Source organism: Pseudomonas sp. A (assembly GCF_056270345.1).
This window is the reverse complement of sequence record NZ_CM149873.1, coordinates 3116607-3136755: the sequence shown is the minus strand read 5'-3', so window position 1 is coordinate 3136755 and position 20149 is coordinate 3116607. Positions and strand designations below refer to the sequence as shown.

At 68.0% G+C, this 20149-nt stretch carries 9 protein-coding genes; 3 read left to right on the top strand and 6 right to left on the bottom strand.

Annotated elements, in window-relative coordinates; genetic code table 11:
• Positions 1-121 precede the first annotated feature (121 nt).
• Together AC0MAZ_RS14180 and AC0MAZ_RS14175 are read right to left on the bottom strand one after the other, a co-directional pair.
• Positions 122-556 (bottom strand): bleomycin resistance protein, encoded by a 435-nt coding sequence (locus tag AC0MAZ_RS14180; protein WP_475858230.1) that lies wholly within the window; start codon positions 554-556, stop codon positions 122-124.
• 223 nt (positions 557-779) lie between these two features.
• Positions 780-1151, bottom strand: coding sequence for a GFA family protein (locus AC0MAZ_RS14175; RefSeq protein WP_232857425.1), 372 nt, complete (start codon positions 1149-1151; stop codon positions 780-782).
• A gap of 167 nt (positions 1152-1318) precedes the next feature.
• Between AC0MAZ_RS14175 and AC0MAZ_RS14170 the strand changes: the two genes are divergently transcribed.
• The 3 genes from AC0MAZ_RS14170 (at position 1319) to AC0MAZ_RS14160 (ending at position 3745) form a co-directional block, all read left to right on the top strand.
• The gene (locus tag AC0MAZ_RS14170; protein WP_155952705.1) at positions 1319-1474 is read left to right on the top strand and encodes a hypothetical protein; all 156 of its coding nucleotides are present in this window, start codon (positions 1319-1321) and stop codon (positions 1472-1474) included.
• Between the two features lie 58 nt (positions 1475-1532).
• Positions 1533-2012 carry a hypothetical protein gene (locus tag AC0MAZ_RS14165; RefSeq protein WP_234562402.1) on the top strand — a complete coding sequence of 160 codons (480 nt, stop codon included), beginning with the start codon at positions 1533-1535 and terminating at the stop codon, positions 2010-2012.
• Positions 2013-2242: 230 nt separating this feature from the next.
• Complete coding sequence (locus tag AC0MAZ_RS14160) at positions 2243-3745, top strand: sensor domain-containing diguanylate cyclase (RefSeq protein ID WP_203652667.1); 1503 nt, start codon at positions 2243-2245, stop codon at positions 3743-3745.
• A gap of 43 nt (positions 3746-3788) precedes the next feature.
• Here the strand turns inward: AC0MAZ_RS14160 and AC0MAZ_RS14155 are convergent, their stop codons facing one another.
• The 4 genes from AC0MAZ_RS14155 to mqo form a co-directional block, all read right to left on the bottom strand.
• On the bottom strand, positions 3789-4094 hold the full coding sequence (locus tag AC0MAZ_RS14155; protein WP_186734798.1) for a hypothetical protein: 306 nt from the start codon (positions 4092-4094) through the stop codon (positions 3789-3791).
• A 134-nt stretch (positions 4095-4228) separates the two neighbouring features.
• Positions 4229-16480 carry a filamentous haemagglutinin family protein gene (locus tag AC0MAZ_RS14150; RefSeq protein ID WP_475858226.1) on the bottom strand — a complete coding sequence of 4084 codons (12252 nt, stop codon included), beginning with the start codon at positions 16478-16480 and terminating at the stop codon, positions 4229-4231.
• Positions 16481-16745: 265 nt separating this feature from the next.
• Positions 16746-17891, bottom strand: coding sequence for a substrate-binding domain-containing protein (locus AC0MAZ_RS14145; RefSeq protein WP_203647159.1), 1146 nt, complete (start codon positions 17889-17891; stop codon positions 16746-16748).
• A gap of 386 nt (positions 17892-18277) precedes the next feature.
• Positions 18278-19852 carry a malate dehydrogenase (quinone) gene (gene mqo, locus AC0MAZ_RS14140; RefSeq protein ID WP_475858223.1) on the bottom strand — a complete coding sequence of 525 codons (1575 nt, stop codon included), beginning with the start codon at positions 19850-19852 and terminating at the stop codon, positions 18278-18280.
• Positions 19853-20149 lie beyond the last annotated feature (297 nt).

Genomic DNA, 20149 nt, shown 5'->3' with positions numbered 1-20149 from the left:
GGTAATGGCACAGGAGAAAGACCGTGGAGCGCCGGTGATCGCGGGGCAAGCCCGCTCCCACGTTGGTAATGCTGGTAAGGTTGCTTGCAGCGCGACAGCGCAAATGAGCAGGACGCGGACTCTACCGCAGATTCGACTGTGCCGGACGCTCGCCCATCCGTTGCGCGAGCCTCAGCAGATAACCATCCGGGTCCTGGACCAGAAACTGACGCAGCCCCACCTCGATGGCGTCGGCGCGATACCAGACGTCCTCGCACGCCTGGAACAGCGGCCAGCGCTGGCGCTCGAGCCGCTCGACCAGCGGCGCGACCGCCGCGACGTCGATCTGCAGGTTGATCCCCCGCCCCAAGGGTTTTTCCAGGGGCCCGGTAAGCCAGTGATCCTCGGCGTCGAACTGCTCGAGCATGACCTGCGCGCCCTGCAGGTCAAGGTAGGCAAAGCGCTGCTCCGGGCGCTGATAGGCAATCTCGAACCCCAACAACGAAACCCAGAAATCCAGACTGCGATCGAGGTCACTGACGATCAGTTCGGGCACCATCTTGTTGCGCTGCAGCATGCAATCGTCCTTGAGCGGCATGGGAAAGTGGCGCACATGATATCCCTTACTCAATCTCAAGTCGTGCGCCAAGGCGGGCAACCATGGCCCAACAGGTTCGGCACGTTGCAATAGATGTAGGAGCGGGCTTGTCCCGCGATGCGCCGCGCGGGCGGCGCTCGATCTCACAGGCGCTGCAAGGCCCTCGCCGAACACCTGTCAGCCTCCCCCCAATCCCCAACCTTCACCCCACCCTCCACCAACGCGGCCGACAAGCCCGAAACGAATGCGAACTCGGCCGCAGGGCCTGGTCGCCCTTGGCATCGAAGCAGCCCAGCAGCAAGGCCACCGTCGGCGCATCGTCAATGGCCCCGAGGGAACTGCCGCAGGTGGCACAGAACGCACGGCAGGAGCCCTCGGACGAGCGGTACAGCGCAGGCAATCCACCCTCCCCGGTCCAGGCGACCGCTGCCTTGTCGAACTCCACCCAGCACAGGGTCAGGCTGCCGGAATGTCGCTGGCACTGCCCGCACGAGCAGGTATGCGGAAAACGCGGCTCGCCGCTGGCGGAGAACCGGATACGGCCGCACAGGCAGCCACCTTTGTAGCGGGTCATGGGGTTACCTTCCTTGGCTGCCGGGATTGCCGCACAATAGCCAACCTCGCGCCTACCAGTGGTGCAAAAGTGTTACGCCGTGTGGCATGCCGATCTGCCCTGCCTGCGTCGCCTGCTACAGTGCGCCCCGCGGCCCTTCCGGCCCCTGCAATGATGGAAACCTGCTGATGGAAAGAATGATCCAGTTCGTGGCCGTGGTGGTGGTCTGCACCCTCATCGGCGTTGCCTGCGAACACTACGAAGTCAACCGCTACCTGAAATGGCTGCTGATGGCCCTGCCGGCGATCCTCTGGGTGCGCCTGCGCAATCCGCTGCAACGCTGATTCCACCACCACGGGTTTGCAGTACACTCCCAGGCCTTACCGTGCCCAAGGCCCCACCATGCCCCGCCTGTCTCGTCTACTGCTGCCCGTGTTGCTGCTCGGCGCCCTCGCCGCCTGCGACCAGAAACCCAGCCGCGAGGAAAAGATCCTCGCCAACCTGCCCCTGCAGGAAGCCTACGACCACAACATCGAGCGCATGGCAGGCCTGTTGGCCATGACCCATGCGCAGGTGCCCGAGGACAAGATCAAGGACGTGCTGCGCAAGCACCTGACCGTCGACGACCAGCGCCAGGACCTGTTCAGGCTGTACAGCGAGGAGCACTTCAGCGATGCCGAGTTCGACCTCATCGTTCAGGCCACCCGCGACCCGGCCAAGGCCAGGGAGCTTGGCCAGAGCGAGGAAGGCAAGCGCCTGAGCGAGAAGCTCACCACGCTGATGCGTGAAAGCGCCAGCGACGCCAAGGTCCAGGCCCTGGTGCAGGAGCGCATGCAACAGGTCGAGGATGACCTGCAGGCGCTGGAGCAGACTGCGCCCTGACCCTGGATAACAAGGGAGGATAATTCCGAGAGCTTTGTGGGAAACCGGAGCTCCCCTTGTCCTCCAATCCTGCAATTGCGCACAAGCATGGTCCACCTTGCGCCAAGCGCGTAAGGTGCGTTTTCCGCTGTATCCGACGAGGCCAAGGATTGCGATATTTCACCCCGCACGGACCGCGCCCCGACCTGCGCACCCTCATACTCGCCCTGTGCGCCACCACGGCCCTGGTCATGCTGCTGGCCAGCTACTTCGCCAGCTACCGGGTACAACGGCAACTGCTGATCGACAGCGCCCTGGAGGCCAACCGAGCCTATGCCGCCAAGCTGGCGGCCGTGACCGAAACCACCTTGGTCAGTGCCCTGCAGCAACTGGCCTACAGCGCCCGGCAAAGTGGCCTGCACCCGAACGACGACAGCCTGGTGCAGGATGAGATCGACCGCCTGCAACAGCAGGGCAACCTGTTCAATTCCACCTTGCGGGTCGATGCCCAGGGGACCGTGCGTTCGCTCTCGCCCGCCTCGCTGCAGCACCTGGCCGGCAGCCAGGCGACTTCACCCGGCGCCCAGCAAGCACTGCGCGAACACCGCACGCTGGTCTCCACACCTTTCCTGTCGGCGGCCGACAACCTGCTCGTGGTGCTCTCGCAACCGATCTTCGACGCCAGCGGCCACTACCACGGCTACATAGGGGGCAGCCTCTACCTGCGCGAGCGCAACCTGCTCAACAGCCTGCTGGGCACGCACTTCTACCAGAACGGCTCGTACCTCTATGTGGTCGATCGCAACCGCCGGCTGCTGTTTCACCCTGACAGCAAACGGGTCGGCACCCTGGTCGGCGACAACGCGCTGCTCGACGACCTGCCGAACCTCGACCATGGCACCCGGCGCCTGGTCAACAGCCAGGGCGTCGAGATGCTGGCCGGCTTCGCCACGGTGCCCAGCGCCGGCTGGACCATCGTCACCCAGCAGCCACTGCGTAACACCGTAGCCCCGCTGCGCCAACTGGTCCTCAATGTGGTTGCCATCTCCGCGCCGCTGGCCCTGCTCGGCTGCCTGCTGTTGTACTGGCTGACACAGGTCATCGCCCACCCGCTGCGACAGTTGACCCACGTTGCCCGGGGCATGGGCCAGCAACAGACCACCGAACGCATCCATCAGGTCCGCGCCTGGTACGCCGAGGCCGCCGAGCTCAAGCGCGCACTGCTGTTCGGCGTCAACCTGCTGCAGGAACGTATCGGCCGACTCAACCGTGATGCCCAGACCGACCCACTCACCGGGCTGGTCAATCGTCGTGGCCTGCAACAGGCGCTACGCCTGTTACAGGCCGAAAAGCGCGGCTTTGCCGTGGTGGTGCTGGACATCGATCACTTCAAGCGGATCAACGACGGCCATGGCCACGATATCGGCGATCAGGTCCTGCAGCAGCTGGCAGGCTTGATGCGTGGAAGCTGTCGCGAGGGGGACCTGCTGTGCCGCACCGGCGGCGAAGAGTTCCTGATACTGCTGCCAGGGGCGAGCCTGGAGGTGGCGACCGCGATCGCCGGTCACCTGCGCCTGACCGTCGAGCACGCCCCTTTCGCGCCAACTGGCGGCGTCACCCTGTCACTGGGCGTGGCCAGCTGGCGGCCTGGAGACGGCAGCGAACCCGCTGATGTGTTGGGCAACGCCGACAGGGCGCTGTACCGGGCCAAGCAGAAGGGTCGCAACCGAGTCTGCATCGACAGTCCGCACTGACACCTGCCTGTCGCTGGTCATCGCCCAGCCACATCCGTCACGCTCAGGCCTGGCGTCTGCGCGGCACCTGTTCCGGCAGTGGCAAGGCGCCGGTGGCCAGGGCGCGAGCGCGGTCCACGCCCCAGACCAGCGCCCGGGTCATGGTCTCGCCTGGCCGCGAGGGGTAGTACTCCTCCAGCAAGGCCTTGCCGCCTCGGGCATAGAGCCCGAGAAACAGTTGCGTGGCACCGACCCTGGACAGGCGCACCTGCACATCGATGCTAGTGCCGTCGCTCAGTTCCTCGTCATGGCAGCGACTGTGCAACTGCGCATCGGCCCACTGCCAGTAGGTCTCTTCCCTGATTCGCATTGCGCTCGATACTCCGTGTCTGAAATGCCGCGCAAGAAAAGCACAGCCACGAAGCCGCGACGAGGGCCACTCGTCGAAACCATGAGCGGGATCAAGAAACCACAGGAAAAGCCTGCCGTTGGGCGGTTTTGCTCTCATAGCAACAGGTTGCCCCGCTCCTCCTCGGTCAACTGCGCCTTCGCCCGCTCGTCCAGCGTCCCCGCGCCCAGCACCTGCACCGGGCTCTGGTGGTTGTACTGGGGATTGAGGCTCGCCCCGTCCTGCCCCGGCACCAGCCGCTCGCCGCCGAAACCCAGCACCTGCACGGTGATCACCGAAGGCTGGCGCTGCCTGGACGCAGCCTGCTGCTGGCGGCCCGCCTCTTCGGCAGCCTGGCTGGCCGACGATGCCGCGGCACTGGCCGAGGCGATCGCACCGGTGTTCACCGAGGCCACCACCGGCATGCCCTTGGCATCGCCCTGGACCTGGATGTTGGCGGCGTTGACCACCTGCAGCGCGGCGATGTTGACGTTGCCCGACACGCGGATCCCGGCCTCGCCGGCATCGATGGTGCCCAGCGGCGCGATCAGGTCGATATCCCCCGGGGGCACCTCGGCGATCGGATTGAGCGTGGCGATGCCGGCGCCGGTGCTCGGCACGCTCGGCGCCAGGCCGACGTTGCCCCAGCGGTCGTAGGTGCGCTTGGGCGGGGTGTAGACCACGGTGGTCTTCGAACCGCGGCCGGCGTTGATGTCGCCCTGGGCCGACCAGCCGAGGATCGAGCCGCCGAAGGTGGTCATGATCCGGCTCTGGCCGAGCAGGATGCTGCCTTGCGAATACAGCTGGATGTTGCCGCTGCCCTGGGTGATCACCCCGGCGGTGGACGGCGGGGCCTCGCCTTCGATGCCGAACACTTGCTGGCCACCCGGCGTCAGTACCTGGATATCGCCGCCGAAGTCGGTGTGGATGCCCGCACCGCCGTAGAAGGTGGCGCTACCGCCATAGCTGATCGGGTTGCCGGCCACGTCCCGCTCCGGGAACAGCGCGGCGATTGCCTGGCGACCGCGCAGGTAACTGCCGCTGCGCGGGCCGTCGACGTCATTGTATTCACGGCCACCCTCGCGCAGTTCGGCGAAGTACACCTGGCGGGCGAAGATCCGCTGCTGCTCGGCGGGCAGCGTGGCGAGGAACGCCCTGCCCGCCTCGGCGTCACCCTCGAAGGCAAAGCGCGCGCGCAGCCAGGCCAGCAGGTCCTGGTCGTAGACCTTGACGACCTGGCCCGGTTGCCCCGCCAACGACCGGGAAGGATCGGCCAGGTGCTGCGGATCCAGGTAGCGTGCCAGCAGGCCGGCGTAGTCCGGTCCCTGCTTGCCGGCCCCGACGATGATGGCGATGGCCGCGCCATCGTTACCGGCGCCGCTGCCACCGACCCGACCGATACTGGTGATCGCCGCCTCCTGATAGGCCGAGTCGACGCCCGATCCGGACTGGTACAGGTTGCGCCCGGCGACCACCTCGAGCTGGCCGGGGCCGGCAACATTGAAGGTGCTCAGGCGGATGTCGCGACCGGCGCTGACCAGCGAGACATCGTGGCGGTCGCCATGGATGATGAGGTTGCCGCGGGACAGGTTGTTGCCACCCTCGCCACCGGCCACCAGGCCGCCGGCCGCCTGGCGCTGGCTGCCCAGCACGGTGCCGGCGTTGACGATGTCGCGACCGGCCATGATGCGCAGCGGCCCGCTGCCCTGATAGAGCCTGAGCCCCAGCACGGGATAATCGATGACCTCGCCGGTGTTCAGCCCGACGATATCGCCGTCCAGCGCATAGAACCGCACTGGCTGCGCAGGCTGCACCCGGCTTTGGACATAGGTGTTGACGCCGAAACTGTAGAGTGGACTTTCCCAGACATTGCGCGGCAGGTCGCCGTGCAGGTTGGTCGACAGCACGAGGTTGCCGGTACTGCTGCCCAGGAATGCGGGGCGCCACGGCGTAGGCAGCGCCGAGGCGTCGGTGCCCGCCTGGCTGACTGTGTAGCCGCCGGCATAGATCGAGTCCCCCGCGAGCAACTGCAAGCGCGTGTTGGCCGACGGCGCGGTCATCAGGCTCTCCGCCGAGGCCTGGCTCGCCGAGCTGCGCACCGAGTCGCCATAGTACAGGCTGCCATTGACGGCGGTAGCGCTGAGCGCGGTCGGATAGAACACGCGGCCGCCATGGATCGCCAGGTTGCGGGTCGCGACACTGGCACGGTTGTGAACGTTCGGTGCCAGGTCGCCACCCAGGCTGACCATTTCGATGGAGGTCTGCGGGGTCCACAGCGAGAACCAGCTGTTGCCGCGCCCGCTCATCCGCGTGCCATCGTCGGCAGTGAACGGCGTGCTGTTGAACGTCGGCACCCGGCCCGGATCGCCTACCCCCTGCAGCACCAGGTCGCCGCGGCTGAGCAGGCGCACGCCGCTGTCACCCGGCATCAGCGTGACGCCGCCCCAGGCCTTGGCCCGGGTTGCGCTGTAAGGGTCGTAGGCGCGCGACTCGCTGTTGTCCTGCTCGATGCCGTAGCTGCCGTAGATCGACTGCAACAGCCCGATATTGGCCGCCTCCACCTGCAAGGCGCCGCGCAGGTTGACCAGCGTTCCCTGCAGGTCCATCTGGGCGTCCGCGGCCGTGATCGCGGCCAGCCCCGGGTTGAGTCCGCCACCGACACGCAGGTCGAGGTCGCCCCCGCCGGTCTGTACCAGGCGCCCATCGGCGTCCACCCGGCCGCTGCTGGCGACCACCAGGTTCAGGCCCTGGCTGCGCTCGACGCTGGAAAGGTCGGCGCCGCTGGCCTGCAACAGGCCGGCCGCGCCCGCCACCCGCACATCCAGATTGCCGCCACCCAGGGTGCCGATGCCGGTGAAACCGACCAGGTACGGCAAGCCGGGTGCGCTGGCCGGGTCCTGGGCGAAACTGCCGAAATTGAGCCACCAGGCACCTGGCGTGCCAGCGTCGGTCTGCCCTTGGCGCCACAGCCAGTTGCCGACAGCCGCCGAAGCGGTCTGACGGCGCGTCTGCTGCTCGGTAGCCTTGGGCCCGACCAGGTTGCCGGTCAGGTCGCCGCCAGCGGCGATCAACAGGTTGCCGCCCTGCTGCGGATACCAGGCCCGGTACTGGCCGGTGGTCGATTCGTAGGCCGCGCCCAGGGCGCCAAGCACGCTGCCATCGGCCTGGCGACCGCGGGCCAGCTGATGCGCATCGATGCCCTGCTCGAGCAGGGCCGGTGCCTGGGTACCGGCGGTGTAGACCCCATACAGCGAGTCCATGCGCCAGTCGCCGGCGCTGAGCAGTTCAAGGTCGCCGGTTCCGGTGCGCAAGACGCTGTACAGCTGGGTCTGCGGGGTGATCTCGGCCTTGGTGACGCCGCCCGGCGTTTCGACCTTCAGGCACCAGGTCGGCCGGGCGGTACACAGCGCCAGCAGGTTGGAGGGTACCGGTTGGCCGGGCACCCGCCCAACCGCCAGGTTGGTCCAGAAATAGCTGATGATGGGTTTGGAAGTCTCGATCACCCGCGTGGCGATGTAGTGCTGGTCGGCCAGGCGCAATGCGCCGGCGTCCGGCTCCGGGCGGGTGATGCGGCTGTCGGCGGCGCCCAGGTCGGCGCCGGCCACCAGGCGCATCGACCAGGATTGCGAGCCCTCCGGCAGCATCTGCCCAAGCGCCCAGTTGCGTCCCTGCTGGCCGGCGACCTCCTGGCGCAGGTCGACCCAGAACACACCTGTGGGCAGCTTGACGTCGGTGCCTGCCGGCAGCAGCGCGCCCACCGCCAGCGCCAGGGCGCCACGCTGGGTCAGCCCTCCCACAGGCAGGGCAGCGCCCTTGCGCCAAACCCCACCGCGCACCGCCACGCTTACCGGCAGGCGGCTGCCGGCATCCAGCCGGGTATCGGCGGCCAGAGTCACCGCCTGCTCGAGCAAGGTGCCGGCGGCATACAGGAGATTGCCGGAAGCATCGCGCACGGCGGCATCAAGCACGGTACCGGCGGGCAGGGTCACGGCGCTGGCCAGGGTCAACACGCTGGGCAAGCGGGTGTTGGCCGGCAGCGAGGTGTCGGCGAACGGCAGGTCGAAATTCAACGTGCTGCCCGCGGGGTAGCGCGTGCCGGCGGCCAGTTCGACGCCGCTGCGTGGAATCACCAGGTCACTGTCGAATGGCTGCTTGCCGGGAATCAGGATCCAGCCACGGCCATCCATGCGTTCGCTGCCGGTGGCCAGCTCCGGCGGCAGGAAGCCGTCGCTGATGCTGCCATGGACTTCCAGGTTGCCGCCGGCGCGCAGGGCCAAGTGGCCGACTTCGCCGGAACCGCGCAGCGCAGTCTGCGCCGTGGCCGGGTTAATACTGGCGTAGCGATGACCGGACAGGTCGAGGTCGCCGCGCACCACCAGGTCGGTCTGGCCATCGCGGCTGGCGATCTCCACGCCGGGGCGCAGGTGCAGGGCCTTGGCGTAGGCAGCGTTGTTCAGCCCGGCCAGGCGGTTGTCGAGCAGGTCGCGGTTGGCCAGCGCGGCATTGACGAACAGCACGCTGCGCGCATGCTTGGCGTCGAGATAAGCCTGGTCGATGTACTGGTACGGCCGACCACTGGCCGCCGTGCCGCCATTCAGCGCGTCGGTGTAGCGCTGCTGGCCGACCACGGCGATGGACTGCGCACCCTGGATGTCCAGCCTGCCACGGGCATCGATGGCGATATCACCGGCGATGTCGCCGCCCACGCGCGGCGCCGTCAATACCAGCGAGCCGCGGGCACGGCCGTCGTGTTGCGCGGCGGCGGTGCCGTGGCGCAGGTCCAGGCGAGCGCCGGGGCTCAGGGTCAGCACGCCGTCGCCGCTGGCCAGCTCGATCTGCGCCCGGTTCGGCGCATCGATGATCGCACCGTTGCTGTCGACCCGCAGCAGGCTGCCATGGGCATCGAGCACCGCCCCGGCGGTCAGGGTCAGGCCATGCCCGGCCGCCAGGCGGATGCTGCCGACCTGGGCGCCGCTGGCATCGACGGTGCCGGCCACGGTCAGCTGGCCGTTGTCCAGCGAGAGGCTGATTTCCCGCGCCTTGAGCTCGCTGCCGATGACCAGGTCGCCCTGGGTGATCTGGAAGCTGCGCGCGCCGAACACCTGGTCACGGTTCAGGCGCTGGTTGAGGCCGGCGAAATCATCCACCTGGCGGGCACGGATCGCCACCGCTCCCTGGTCGTACGGCACTCGCGTGCCACCGGCGTCATGATCACCGCTGGCGGCGCCAAGGAGCTGGCCCTGCAGGCTGACCTGCCCGCCCAGGGCAGTGGCGCTCAGGCGGCCGGCGCGATTGTTGCGGGCACTGAGGTCAACCAGGCTGCCACTGGCCTGGCGGATGTCACCGACAGCGCTGGCCAGCAGCAGCTCACCGCCCCAGCTGTACTGGGTCACGTCGTTGAAGGTCAGGCTGCGCCCGGCCAGGTCGATACGCGAACGCTCCCCCAGGACCAGCGCCTGTTGCGCCGAAACGCTCAGCTTGCCGCTGGGCAGGCTGAAGGTACCGTCGAGCAGCACCTGCTGGCCACTGAGCGCGAGCTCCGCGCCCACGCCATCGCGGCCGCTGGCCAGCGCGCCACCGCCACCGGTCACGCGCAACAGACCACCGGCGCTGATGCGGTTGATCGAACCGGCGCCGCCGGTCCACAGCGGCGTCTCCACCAGCAAATCGCCACCGCTGTACTGGAAGCCGCCCTCGCCCTGCCAGGCGCCGCGCTGGTGGTACACCTGCAACGCCCCGCTGTGATTGGCGCTGACCTGGCGGCTGGCGCGGATGTCGACCTGACTGAAGCCCAGGGTCTGGCGGCTCATGCTGGCGGTGCCGTCGGGCTGGCTGGCCGGCCCGTAGCCGAAGGTCAGGTTTTCCACCCGCAGCTCGAGCACGCCGTCGCCACTGCCCGCGCCACCGGCGATGGGTGCGCCAGGCAACGTACGGGCGCCGTTCCACACCAGGTTGCCGGTGTGGATGGTCGCCCGTTCGCTGGCCTGGCCGAGGCCGTAGATGGCCGGCGTGCCGAGGATCAGTTGCTGCACGCGGTTGCGCCCGGTCAAAGGATCATAGGTGTCGAGCACGCTGTTGCCGAAGAAGTTCAGCGAGTCGGCCGCCGTCAGCGACAGGGTCTCCAGGGCGGGAATGCCGCCCTCGGTGCTGCCCTGGAACAGACGGTCGAGCACTTGCTGGTTGAGCGTCAGCCCCTGGCCCAGCACCCCGGCGTTGGCCGCGGCGGCCAGCGCGGCGGCGGAGCCGACGTTGATCCGCCCTACCGCCAGGCCCAGGTGGCGTGTGCCGAAGCTGACCTGGTCGTCGAGGTTGAAGGTGCGGTCGGTCGCGGCGAACAGCGAGCCGTCCGAGTACAGGCGGGTCACCCCCGCGCAGTTGCCCGAGGGGCAATCGCCAATGAGGATGCTGCCGGGCGCGAAGACATCGCCGGCCACCGACGGCAGCACGTCCAGGCGGCCGTTGGACAGCGCCAGCAAGCCGTGGGCATTGGGGTCGATGAGGAAACCGTCATTGGCATCGAACGGCACCGCCCCCTGGCCCAGGGTAATGATACCGGCCCCCTGCTCGACGACGATGGCGCCGCGCGCCCTGTCGGTAGCCAGGAACACCTCGCCGGCGCGCAGTTCGGCACCACTGCGCACGAGGATGTCAGCGGTCGACTCCTTGAAGCGCATCATGTTGCCACCCTGGCCGTAGAGCACCTCCGGACGGGCGCCGATGCTCAGCCGCGGCGCCTTGAGCGCGCTCAGGTCGCTGGCGCGCAGCGCGACCCGGTTGGGTTGCAACCAGTCGCTGGCCTGACCGTCGGCGAGGATCTCGATGGCCTCCACGCCCAGTACCGCCACGCTGCCGCCACGTCCGTCGCGGGCGGCGTCGAAGCGCGCCTGACCGGTAAAGCGGAACGCGGTCTCGGGATCGGCATTGGGCTTCAGGCGCAGGGTCAGCCACTTGCCATCGGCCTCGAGCGCCGCCCGCGGAACACCCTTGGCCAAGGCGTCGGCCCTGACGAAGGCGGCGTAGGACATTTCGTTGTACTGGCTGTAGCGGCGCAGGGTGTCGGCGGCGGTGAGGATCACCTGCCCCGACAACGGCTGGCGGATATCGGTGTTGGCCACCGACAGGCTGCCCGAGGTGGTCCAGGAACCATTGCGCATGACCTGGCTGATGCCTCGCTGGCCGGCCATGGCCAAGCCGTTGAGCTCGACGCGGAAGGCGCCCGGCAACAGCGCGTAGCTGGCCGGCAGCAAGGTGTAGGTACCCGCCGCCAGCCCCGGCACGCCCTGGTCGAGGGTGATGCGCTGGCCGATGGCCGGGTCCGCCACGCCGGCCTCCCCGGCCAGCGGCGCGTAGTCGCCGGCCAGGCCTGGGACGATGGCATAGACCGGGTTGCTCGACAGCGACGGCAGTACCAGGCGGCCATCGGCATCGAGCTGCATCAACGGATGGTAGCGGGCGTCGGTGGAGCCGCCGCGCCCGGAGACGAAGCCGGCGCCGGTCAGTTCGCCGCCGCCGGCCAGGTCGATCAGCGCCCCGGCCTGCACATCGATGCGCTTGCCGGCCAGGACCACCCCGTGATCGCTATCGCCGGTGCCGCCGATCAGGTTCACCGGCTTGCCGTCGTACAGGTAGCTCAGGCCATCGACCGTGCCGCCGTAAGGCATGCGCAGCCCCGCCGCGCTGACCGAAGTGATGCTGCCGGGCAGCAGGTGCACATCCTGGCCGTTCTCGCCGGTATCCCCCAGCAGCACCTGGCCAAGCGGCGCCCGCACCACCCCACCCTGCTCCACCGTGCCAGCGCCCAGGTGCAGGCGGCCGAACACCGACAGCGGCACGCCTGGCGTGGCCTCACCGACCCGTCCGATCCGCAGGGTGGCGTCGCGGGTGCTCAGCACGCGGGCGTAGGCACCGCTCACGGGGTACAGTTGCGCGGCCAACAGTTCAATATCGGCATTGCTGCTCAGCTGGGTCGGCATCGAGGGGATGTCGCGGCCGAGGAAGCGGATATCCCCTTCACTGCGCAGACGCGTCAGGGCAAAGCCCCGACGGTCGAACTCAAGCTGTTGCCCGCCACTGAGGGCCAGGTTGCCGTGGGCGCCCAGGCCCAGTTCGTCGCGTATTTCAAGCAGGTTGGCCTCGACCTGCAACAGTGCGTGCGACGCCTGCTGCGACAGCCCGCCCTTGACCGTCGGGCGCACGGTCTGGTCGCCGCCCAGGTGGTTGCTGCCTGCCAGTCGCACGTAGGGCGCACGCAGGCGGATGCGGCTGTCGTCGGCACTGCCGTCGGCGAGCACCAGGGAGCCGGCGTACAGTTGCAGCCCCTGGGCCAGGTCCAGTGCCAGTGAGCCATCGAAGGCCAGCACACCGTCGCTGAGCAGGGCCAGGTTGGTGAAGCCACCGCGCTCGACGGTGTCCACATCCAGGCGCGCATGGCCATAGCGCAAGCGCTCGTCGGTCCCGGCTCCACGGCCGAGTACCAGCTCGCGCGGCACATTCAGGCCATCCTCCAGGCCATCCTTGCGGTACAGACCGGTATCGAGGGCCACGCCGAGGCTGCCGCCCGCCGCGCCGACACCGCCGGACCAGGCGCTGAGCGTGCCGTCCAGGCGCAGGCCATAGCTGGAGGCCAGGCTGATGCTGCCACCGGCGCTGGCCATTGCCAGTGGGCCCTGACCACGGATGTCCAGCACGGCGCTGGCGCCATCGGCGCGCAAGCGGGCGCCACGGGCGATGTCGACAAAGAGGTAGGCGCCGTCGCTGGTCCCCTTGGCGTGGTCGATCTGCCCACCAATGACGATGTTGCCGCCGGCGGTGACCCGCCCGTAGCGCCGGCCCTGGCTGTCGAGGGCGGTAAGCGCCTGGCCGGAGACATCGATCAACGCCTCGCTGCCCAGGCGGATCGCACGGTTGTGCAGGCTTTCCTGCACCCCGCTCACCACCGTTTCGGGCAATACCTGCAACAGGCTCACCTTGCCACCGGCGGCCAGCAGCGAACCGTCCAGATTCAATTGCGCGGTACTGCTCAGGGCGATCGACTGCAACGGGTCGACACCGATGCTGGCGCCACGGCGCACCTCCAGCAGCGCGGCCTCGCGGTCCGCCTGGGCCAGGCGGGTATCGCCGGCGGCGAGGCTCAGGCTGGCACCGGCACGCAGGCCCAGCTCGCCCTTGATCGCGTTTTCACGCACCTGCGGCGGCAACCACAGGGTGGCCTGGTCAGCGACCGACAGGCTGGCGTCGAGCAGTTCCACGGGTCGGGTGACCTGCACCTGGGCGCCTTCGGCCACGATCAACTGTCGCGTGCCACGCACATTGTACTGGGCGAAGCCGCGGTTGAAGAAATCCGCGCCGAGGTGCAAGGCGCTCGCGTCGGCCACCCCGCCGATCCGCACGCGCTCGGCCTGCAGGTCGAGGGTGCCGGCGCCATTGCTGCCATGGCCGCGCAGCTCGCCATCGAGGCGCAAGCGCCCGTCACCGCTGGCGTTGAACACGCCGGCCTGCAACGTCAGGTTGCCGCCGCTGCCACCGCGCAGCTGGTTGCGCTCACCGCGCACCACCCCGCCGGAAACATCCAGCACGCTGGCCTGCCCCAGCAGCACATCGCCGGAGCTGCGCAGCGACAGGCTGCCGCCGTTGCGCCAGGCCATGGCCCCTGCGTCTTCGCGGTCGCTGCGCGCACCACCGACATCCAGGCGCACACCTTCGCCAACCAGCACCTGCGCACGCAATCCGGCCGGCGTGGCCAGGGCGATATCGCGCAGATCAGCGCCGTCACGCTGGCGCAGCACATCGCCCAACATCATCTGCCCGCCCTTGGCGGTAAGGTCGGCCGCGACCCGCACCTGCGGCGCGTACAGGGTCAGTTGCCCGCCGTCGGCCAGGTGCAGCGCCTGGTCGACCTGCACCGACTCGCTGGCGGCAATGCTCAGGCCGCCCAGCGCGAAACCGTTGAGCAATTCGCTGTCCAGTACCAGTCGCCCGCGCCGCTGCTCGTCCAACGGCGCCTGCAACTGCACATCGGCACTGGCGCCACGGTTGCCGCCAGCCAACGTCACCTGGCGCAGCACCGGGGTCAGGCTGAAGGCCAGGTCCTTGCTGCCTGTGAGGTAACCCGGCAACTGCTGGCCGATGACCAGCTGGGCGCCTCGGGCGCGAGCACTGTGGACCTGCTTGTAGCCATCCAGCCCGGCCACCGGCGCCTGCACCTGGCGCTCGTCCTGCCAGGTCTCGCCGACCAGCCGGCCGTCGAGCAGCACGCCCTGGGTGGCCACCACCAGGCTGCCGGCGTCGCGCCCGACGGTATAACCCTGCTCGAAGCGCTGCTGCGGCGCGATCAGCGGGTTGTAGAACACACGGGTCTGGGCCCAGCGCGCCGAATGGTCCTCGAAGCCCTGGTACAGGCCGCTGTAGAGCAGGTCGCCAGGCGCCCGCGACAGCTCGTACAGGCGCCCGTCCTCGCCACGCAGCCAGCTCTGGCGCACATAGCCGTCCTGCACCGCCAGGGTGCCGCCGGACAGGTTGATCTCGGCGCCGGCGCGGGTGACCAGGTCCTGGCCGGTGAAGGTCACGGTGCCGCCCTGGGCCATCCATTCACCCACGCCGTGGCTGCGCGTGCCCAGGTAGCCGCCCACCTCCAGCAGGCCACCCGCGGTGTACCAGCGGTCGCCGGCATGACCATTGACGCCGGCCGCGACGTGCACCAGCTCACGCACGTCGACCCACACATCGCTGTTGATCAGCCCGCCCTTGTCGCGGTTGCCGGCGGCATCGCGCTGCTCGTTGCCCTGGACATTGATCTTGATGACATTGCTTTCCATCGCCACCTTGACCCCAAGCGCGCCGGCCACATCGAGGCGCGCGCCATCGTCGACCAGGCTGCGCCGGCCGGCGCTGACCGCCACCTGGCCACCGGTGGCCAGGGTCAGCGAACCGTCCTGGAAGTGCACGGTGCCGCCGCTGACCACTTCCACCCGCGACTGCTCGGGGCGGTCGATGACCGTGCTGAGGTTGTCGAAGCGCCCCGTGGCCAGGTTGCCGTTGCTGCCGTTGACCACCGCCCTCGAGGCTTCGCGCTGGCTGTCGAGCGCCGCGCTGTCGTCGAGCAGCACGACGGTAACGCTGCCGCGCTCGAAGCTGACGCTGCCGGTGGCATCGCTGGCGGCGTTGAGCAGGTGGATGCTGCCGCGCCGATCCACCGAGGTGCTGGCCAGGACCACACCCTGCTGGCGCACCTGGTGACCGGTCAGGGTGACATCGCCGCCACTGGCCTGGATCAGCCCGCTGTTGCTCACCGTGCCGGCACTGCTGCCGGGCTTCAGGCTACCCGCCACTTCGTTGCCACGGGTGGTCGAGTAACGGTTGGCCTCGGTGCCCTGGCCGCGACGGATATAGAAATCGTCCGCCGCCGCCAGGGTCGCCTGGCCCTTGCCGGCGATGATCTGGCCGTCGTTGCCCACCTCGCTGCCCAGCAACAGCACGTAGCCGCCACCGCTGGTGGAGCTGCTCGGCGCCTGGGTACGAATCTGCGCGCCGCGCTCGACCAGCACCTTGCCGGCGGCATTGGTGAAGGTGGCCTGGCTGGCGCTGCTGTCGACGTAGAGCCCGCGCTGGGTGAACTGCTCGTCACTGACCTGGGCGGCGGCGGCCACCAGGTTGCGCACGTTGACCTGGCTGGTGCCGTTGAACACCACACCGTTGCGGTTGATCAGCATCACCGTGCCGGGCGCCTCGATCTGACCATGGATCTGGCTCGGACGGGCGGCGGGGTCGTTGACCCGGTTGAGCACGGCCCAGTCCGCCTGCTGCTCGAAACGCACGGTGGTGTCGCGCCCGACGTTGAAGGTCTCCCAGTTGAGGATGGCCTTGTCGGCGGTCTGTTCGATGCGCACCTGGGTCTTGCCATCGGCCTGGCTCTGCTGCGGTGCCTTGGCATTGAGCCAGCCCTGGGTCAGCGGGTTCTCGTCGACCTTCAGGCCACCCTCGCCCAGGCCGTTGGGCACAACCTGCGGCTGCACCTGGGCCAGGGTCCGGCCATTGGCCTGGGCCGCCTGCTGGGCGGCGATGGCCGCCACCGTGTTGTTGAGGTTGTTCACCGAACGCTGGAACTGCTGGTTCAGGCGCTGCTGCTGGGCCAGCGGTGGTGGCGATCCCGGCAGCACCTGCCCTGCCCCCCCGGCACCGGCGGCGCCGCTCGGGGCATTGGAGGCGCCCTTGGCGGCGAACCAGCCCGAGCTGAACGGCTGCGCCGCGTGGGCGCTGCCCGCCAGCATCAGCAAGGCGATGGCCTGGGCCAGGGGCTTGAGCCGCGGCGGCTCGCCGCGACGCTGGATGGCGGAGGCTGAAAGGGCTGGCTTGGGCATGCCGCGCGACATCGCAGGGTTCCTTGTGCTGGTTCTCGAGATCAGGGGATGGCGGTCGTGATGCCGCTTTGCCATAAGGCGCTCCGGCGACCGGGGGACCGAAGCTTTGTCATGCAAAGTTCATGGGGCTGGGGTATGGCGAACGCCTGCACCCGGCGCAATGCCGGTGCTCGCGCTGCCAGGTCGACGCAAAATGAAAAAAGCCCCGGCGTCACCCACGGGTGCCGCCAGGGCCCATGCCCACGTCCGAGGACGCGGGCCACCGGGGTTTTGCCTGTTACGAGCGACCGATACCGTTGCACACGTTGGTGTTGGCGATATCCAGGCCTTCGTTGCCTGCGTTGGTCAGGAAGGCCTTCTTGATTTCATCGGCGAAGGCGACCGGAACCGGCACGAAGGAGTGGATACCGATGGCCAGGTCGTGGTTGCCGCTGTACAGGTCGTTGAGGAAGCCACGAACAGCGGTGGCGTCGGCGGCGTCCTTGTAGCACTGGCCAACCAGCAGGTTGGTGTAGCCGACGATCGGGTAGCCAGTGGTTGGGACCGGCTTGTCGCTGGCGCCACGGCCGAAGGTGACAGCCCAGCTGGCCGGGTTGGCGCGGTTGGCGGTCGGGGCGGTGGCGCTGGCCAGGGCGGCCTGGGCGTTGTCGACGGTCGGCAGTACGGCGGTGCCGCTGGCCAGCTTGCTGACACGGGCCACCTGGGCGTTGTTGGCGGTATCGACGAAGTCAGGGCTGACGTAGCCGATGGCGCCGTCGGTGGCATTGACCGCATTGATCACGTCAGCGCTGCCGGCCACGCCCTGCCAGGTGCTCGGCTCGGTGCCGACGTTGGCGCTGGTGAAGGTGCTGCTGACCGAGAAGGCGGTCGGGCAGCTGTCGTTGAGGAAGCGCGCCAGCAGCTCGGTGGTGCCGCTGCTGCCGTTGCGGTAGATCACCTTGATCGGGGTGGTGTCGGCGGTGCCGAGCAGTTGGCCCCAGGTGGAGATGCTGCCGGAGAACACGCCGCACAGCTGCGAAGCGTTGACCTGCAGATCGCTGACACCATTGCGGTGGTAAGGGATGGTGACGGTGGTGCCGACGGCCGGGATCTGGATCAGTTTGCCCCAAGTCGCGGCGCGGTTGGTGTCGTAGGTCGACAGTTCGCTGGCGCTGAGCACCGAGTCGGAACCGGCGAAGTCGACGTTGGTGCCGGCCGGCTGGTTGATCGACGCAGGGGCGTTGGTCAGGAAAGCGGTCTTGCCACCGCCGCTGCCCACGCCGGTGTAGCTGAAGCCGCTTGGCAGGATGCCTTCCCAGGTGGCGTTGCCGTTGTACAGCGGCTCAGGCAGGGTGGCGCCGCCACCGACAACAGCAGCCATGGATTGGGCCGAAGCCAGGGTAGCAGCCACCAGGGAGGCGGCGATCACAGTACGCTTAAACATGAAGCAATCTCCTATCGTCGTGTTCGTACGTTGAGTGGGTCGCGCATTGCTGTGGCCACAGGCTGCATACCCTGATCCAGAGGGGCTGGCGGCCTGTCCACGGAGGCAACATTCGCAGCTTGTGGTGACAGGCAGAGGAAAAAACATCGGGAGTTCGGCGGGGAAAAGCTCGGGTGTCGGGGGGCGTTTTTTGTGCTCGCGGCTGGGCAGACAGGGAACAGGGCAAACGGTACCGGAGGGATCGATCAGGAGGATGGCGGATCAGGCACTCGGGAGTTTGTAGCAGGTGAGAAAAAAGATTTTGCCAGTGCGACCACTTCACAGTGGCCGGTGGCTCATGTTGGGGGGAACCCGCTCCCGCAGCGCCCGGCTGCGGGAGCGATCACTTAGGGCGCGGCAACCTCGCTGGGCGTCGCCAGTTGCAGGATCTCGCTGGTGTAGGCCCACTCTTGCTGGACCTTGTCCGGGTGCTCGTTCAGGCGGATGCCGTAGGACGGAATGATCTGCTTGATCTTCGCCTGCCACTCGGGCGTGGCCACCTTGTCCTTGAACACCTTGTTCAGCAGGTCGAGCATGATCGGCGGCGCGGTCGAGGCGCCCGGCGAGGCACCGAGCAGCCCGGCGATGCTGCCATCCTTGGATGTCACCACTTCGGTGCCCAGCTTCAGCACCCCGCCCTGGTTCTCGTCCTTCTTGATGATCTGCACCCGCTGGCCGGCCTGCCACAGGCGCCAGTCGGCCTTCTTCGCCTCGGGGAAGTAGGTCTGCAGCGCGGCGAAGCGGTCATCGTCGGACTGCATCAGCTGGCCGATCAGGTACTGCACCAGGTCGAACTCGCGCACCCCGACCCGCACCATCGGCCAGGTGTTGTGCAACGACATGCTGGCGAACAGGTCGAGCAGCGAACCTTCCTTGAGGAACTTGGTGGAGAAGGTGGCGAACGGCCCGAACAGGATCATGCGCTTGCCGTCGAGCACCCGGGTGTCCAGGTGCGGCACCGACATCGGCGGCGCGCCGGTGGCGGCGATGCCGTAGGCCTTGGCCATGTGGCGCTGGGCGATGGCCGGGTTGTCGGTGACCAGGAACGAGCCGCCCACCGGGAAGCCGGCATAGTCCTTGGCCTCGTCGATGCCGGACTTCTGCAGCAACGGCAGTGCCGCGCCGCCGGCGCCGATGAACAGGAATTTGGCGTCGGTGGTCGAGGTGTTGCCGTCCTTGAGGTTCTTGTACTCGACGTGCCAACTGCCGTCGTCGTTGCGGGTGATGTCCTGCACCTCGCTGGACAGCTTGAGGTCGAAGTTGGGCCGGGTCTGCAGGTAGCCGACGTACTGGCGGGTGATCTCGCCGAAGTTGACGTCGGTGCCGATCGGCGTCCAGGTGACGGCGAGCTTCTGGTTCGGGTCGCGCCCCTCCATCATCAGCGGCACCCACTTGGCGATCTGCGCATGGTCCTCGGAATACTGCATGGGTTTGAACAATGGGCTGGCCTGCAGCGCCTCGTAGCGCTTCTTGAGGAAGCGGATGTTGTCGTCGCCCCAGACGAAGCTCATGTGCGGTGTGGTGTTGATGAACGAGCGCGGATTCTTCAGCACCCCCTGCTTCACTTGCCAGGCGAGGAACTGGCGGGTGACCTGAAACGACTCGTTGATCTCCACCGCCTTGCTGATGTCGATCTTGCCGTCCTTCTCCGGGGTGTAGTTGAGTTCGGCCAGCGCCGAGTGGCCGGTGCCGGCGTTGTTCCAGCCGTTGGAGCTTTCCTCGGCGACCTTGTCCAGGCGCTCGACCATCTCCATCGACCAGCCCGGCTCCAGCTCGTTGAGCCAGACCGCCAGCGTGGAACTCATGATGCCGCCGCCCACCAGCAGCACATCTACCCGCTTGCCTTCGGCGGCGTGGGCGTGAAGGCCCAGGGCCAGGACCAGTGCCGCGACTGCCCACCTGGGCGTTTTGCTGATGTTCATGTGCTCTCCCGTGTTGGTCATTGCGTGCGCCTGCGGGATCAAGCTTAGCCGACTGATTTGCTCGGGCATGGTCAGGATGCTTGTTGTCGCCTTTAAACCCAGCACTTTTAAGGTATTGACGTCCGGCTTGGACTTGCCGGGGCTGCTTTGCAGCCCTTTCGCGGCACAAGGCCGCTCCTACAGGGGGGGCGCGGTCGCCTGTAGGAGCGGCCTTGTGCCGCGATAGGGCCGGTACAGGCAGCCGATAATCGCCCGCTTTGTACAGCCAATCATTTGACCAAACTAACCAGATAGTAC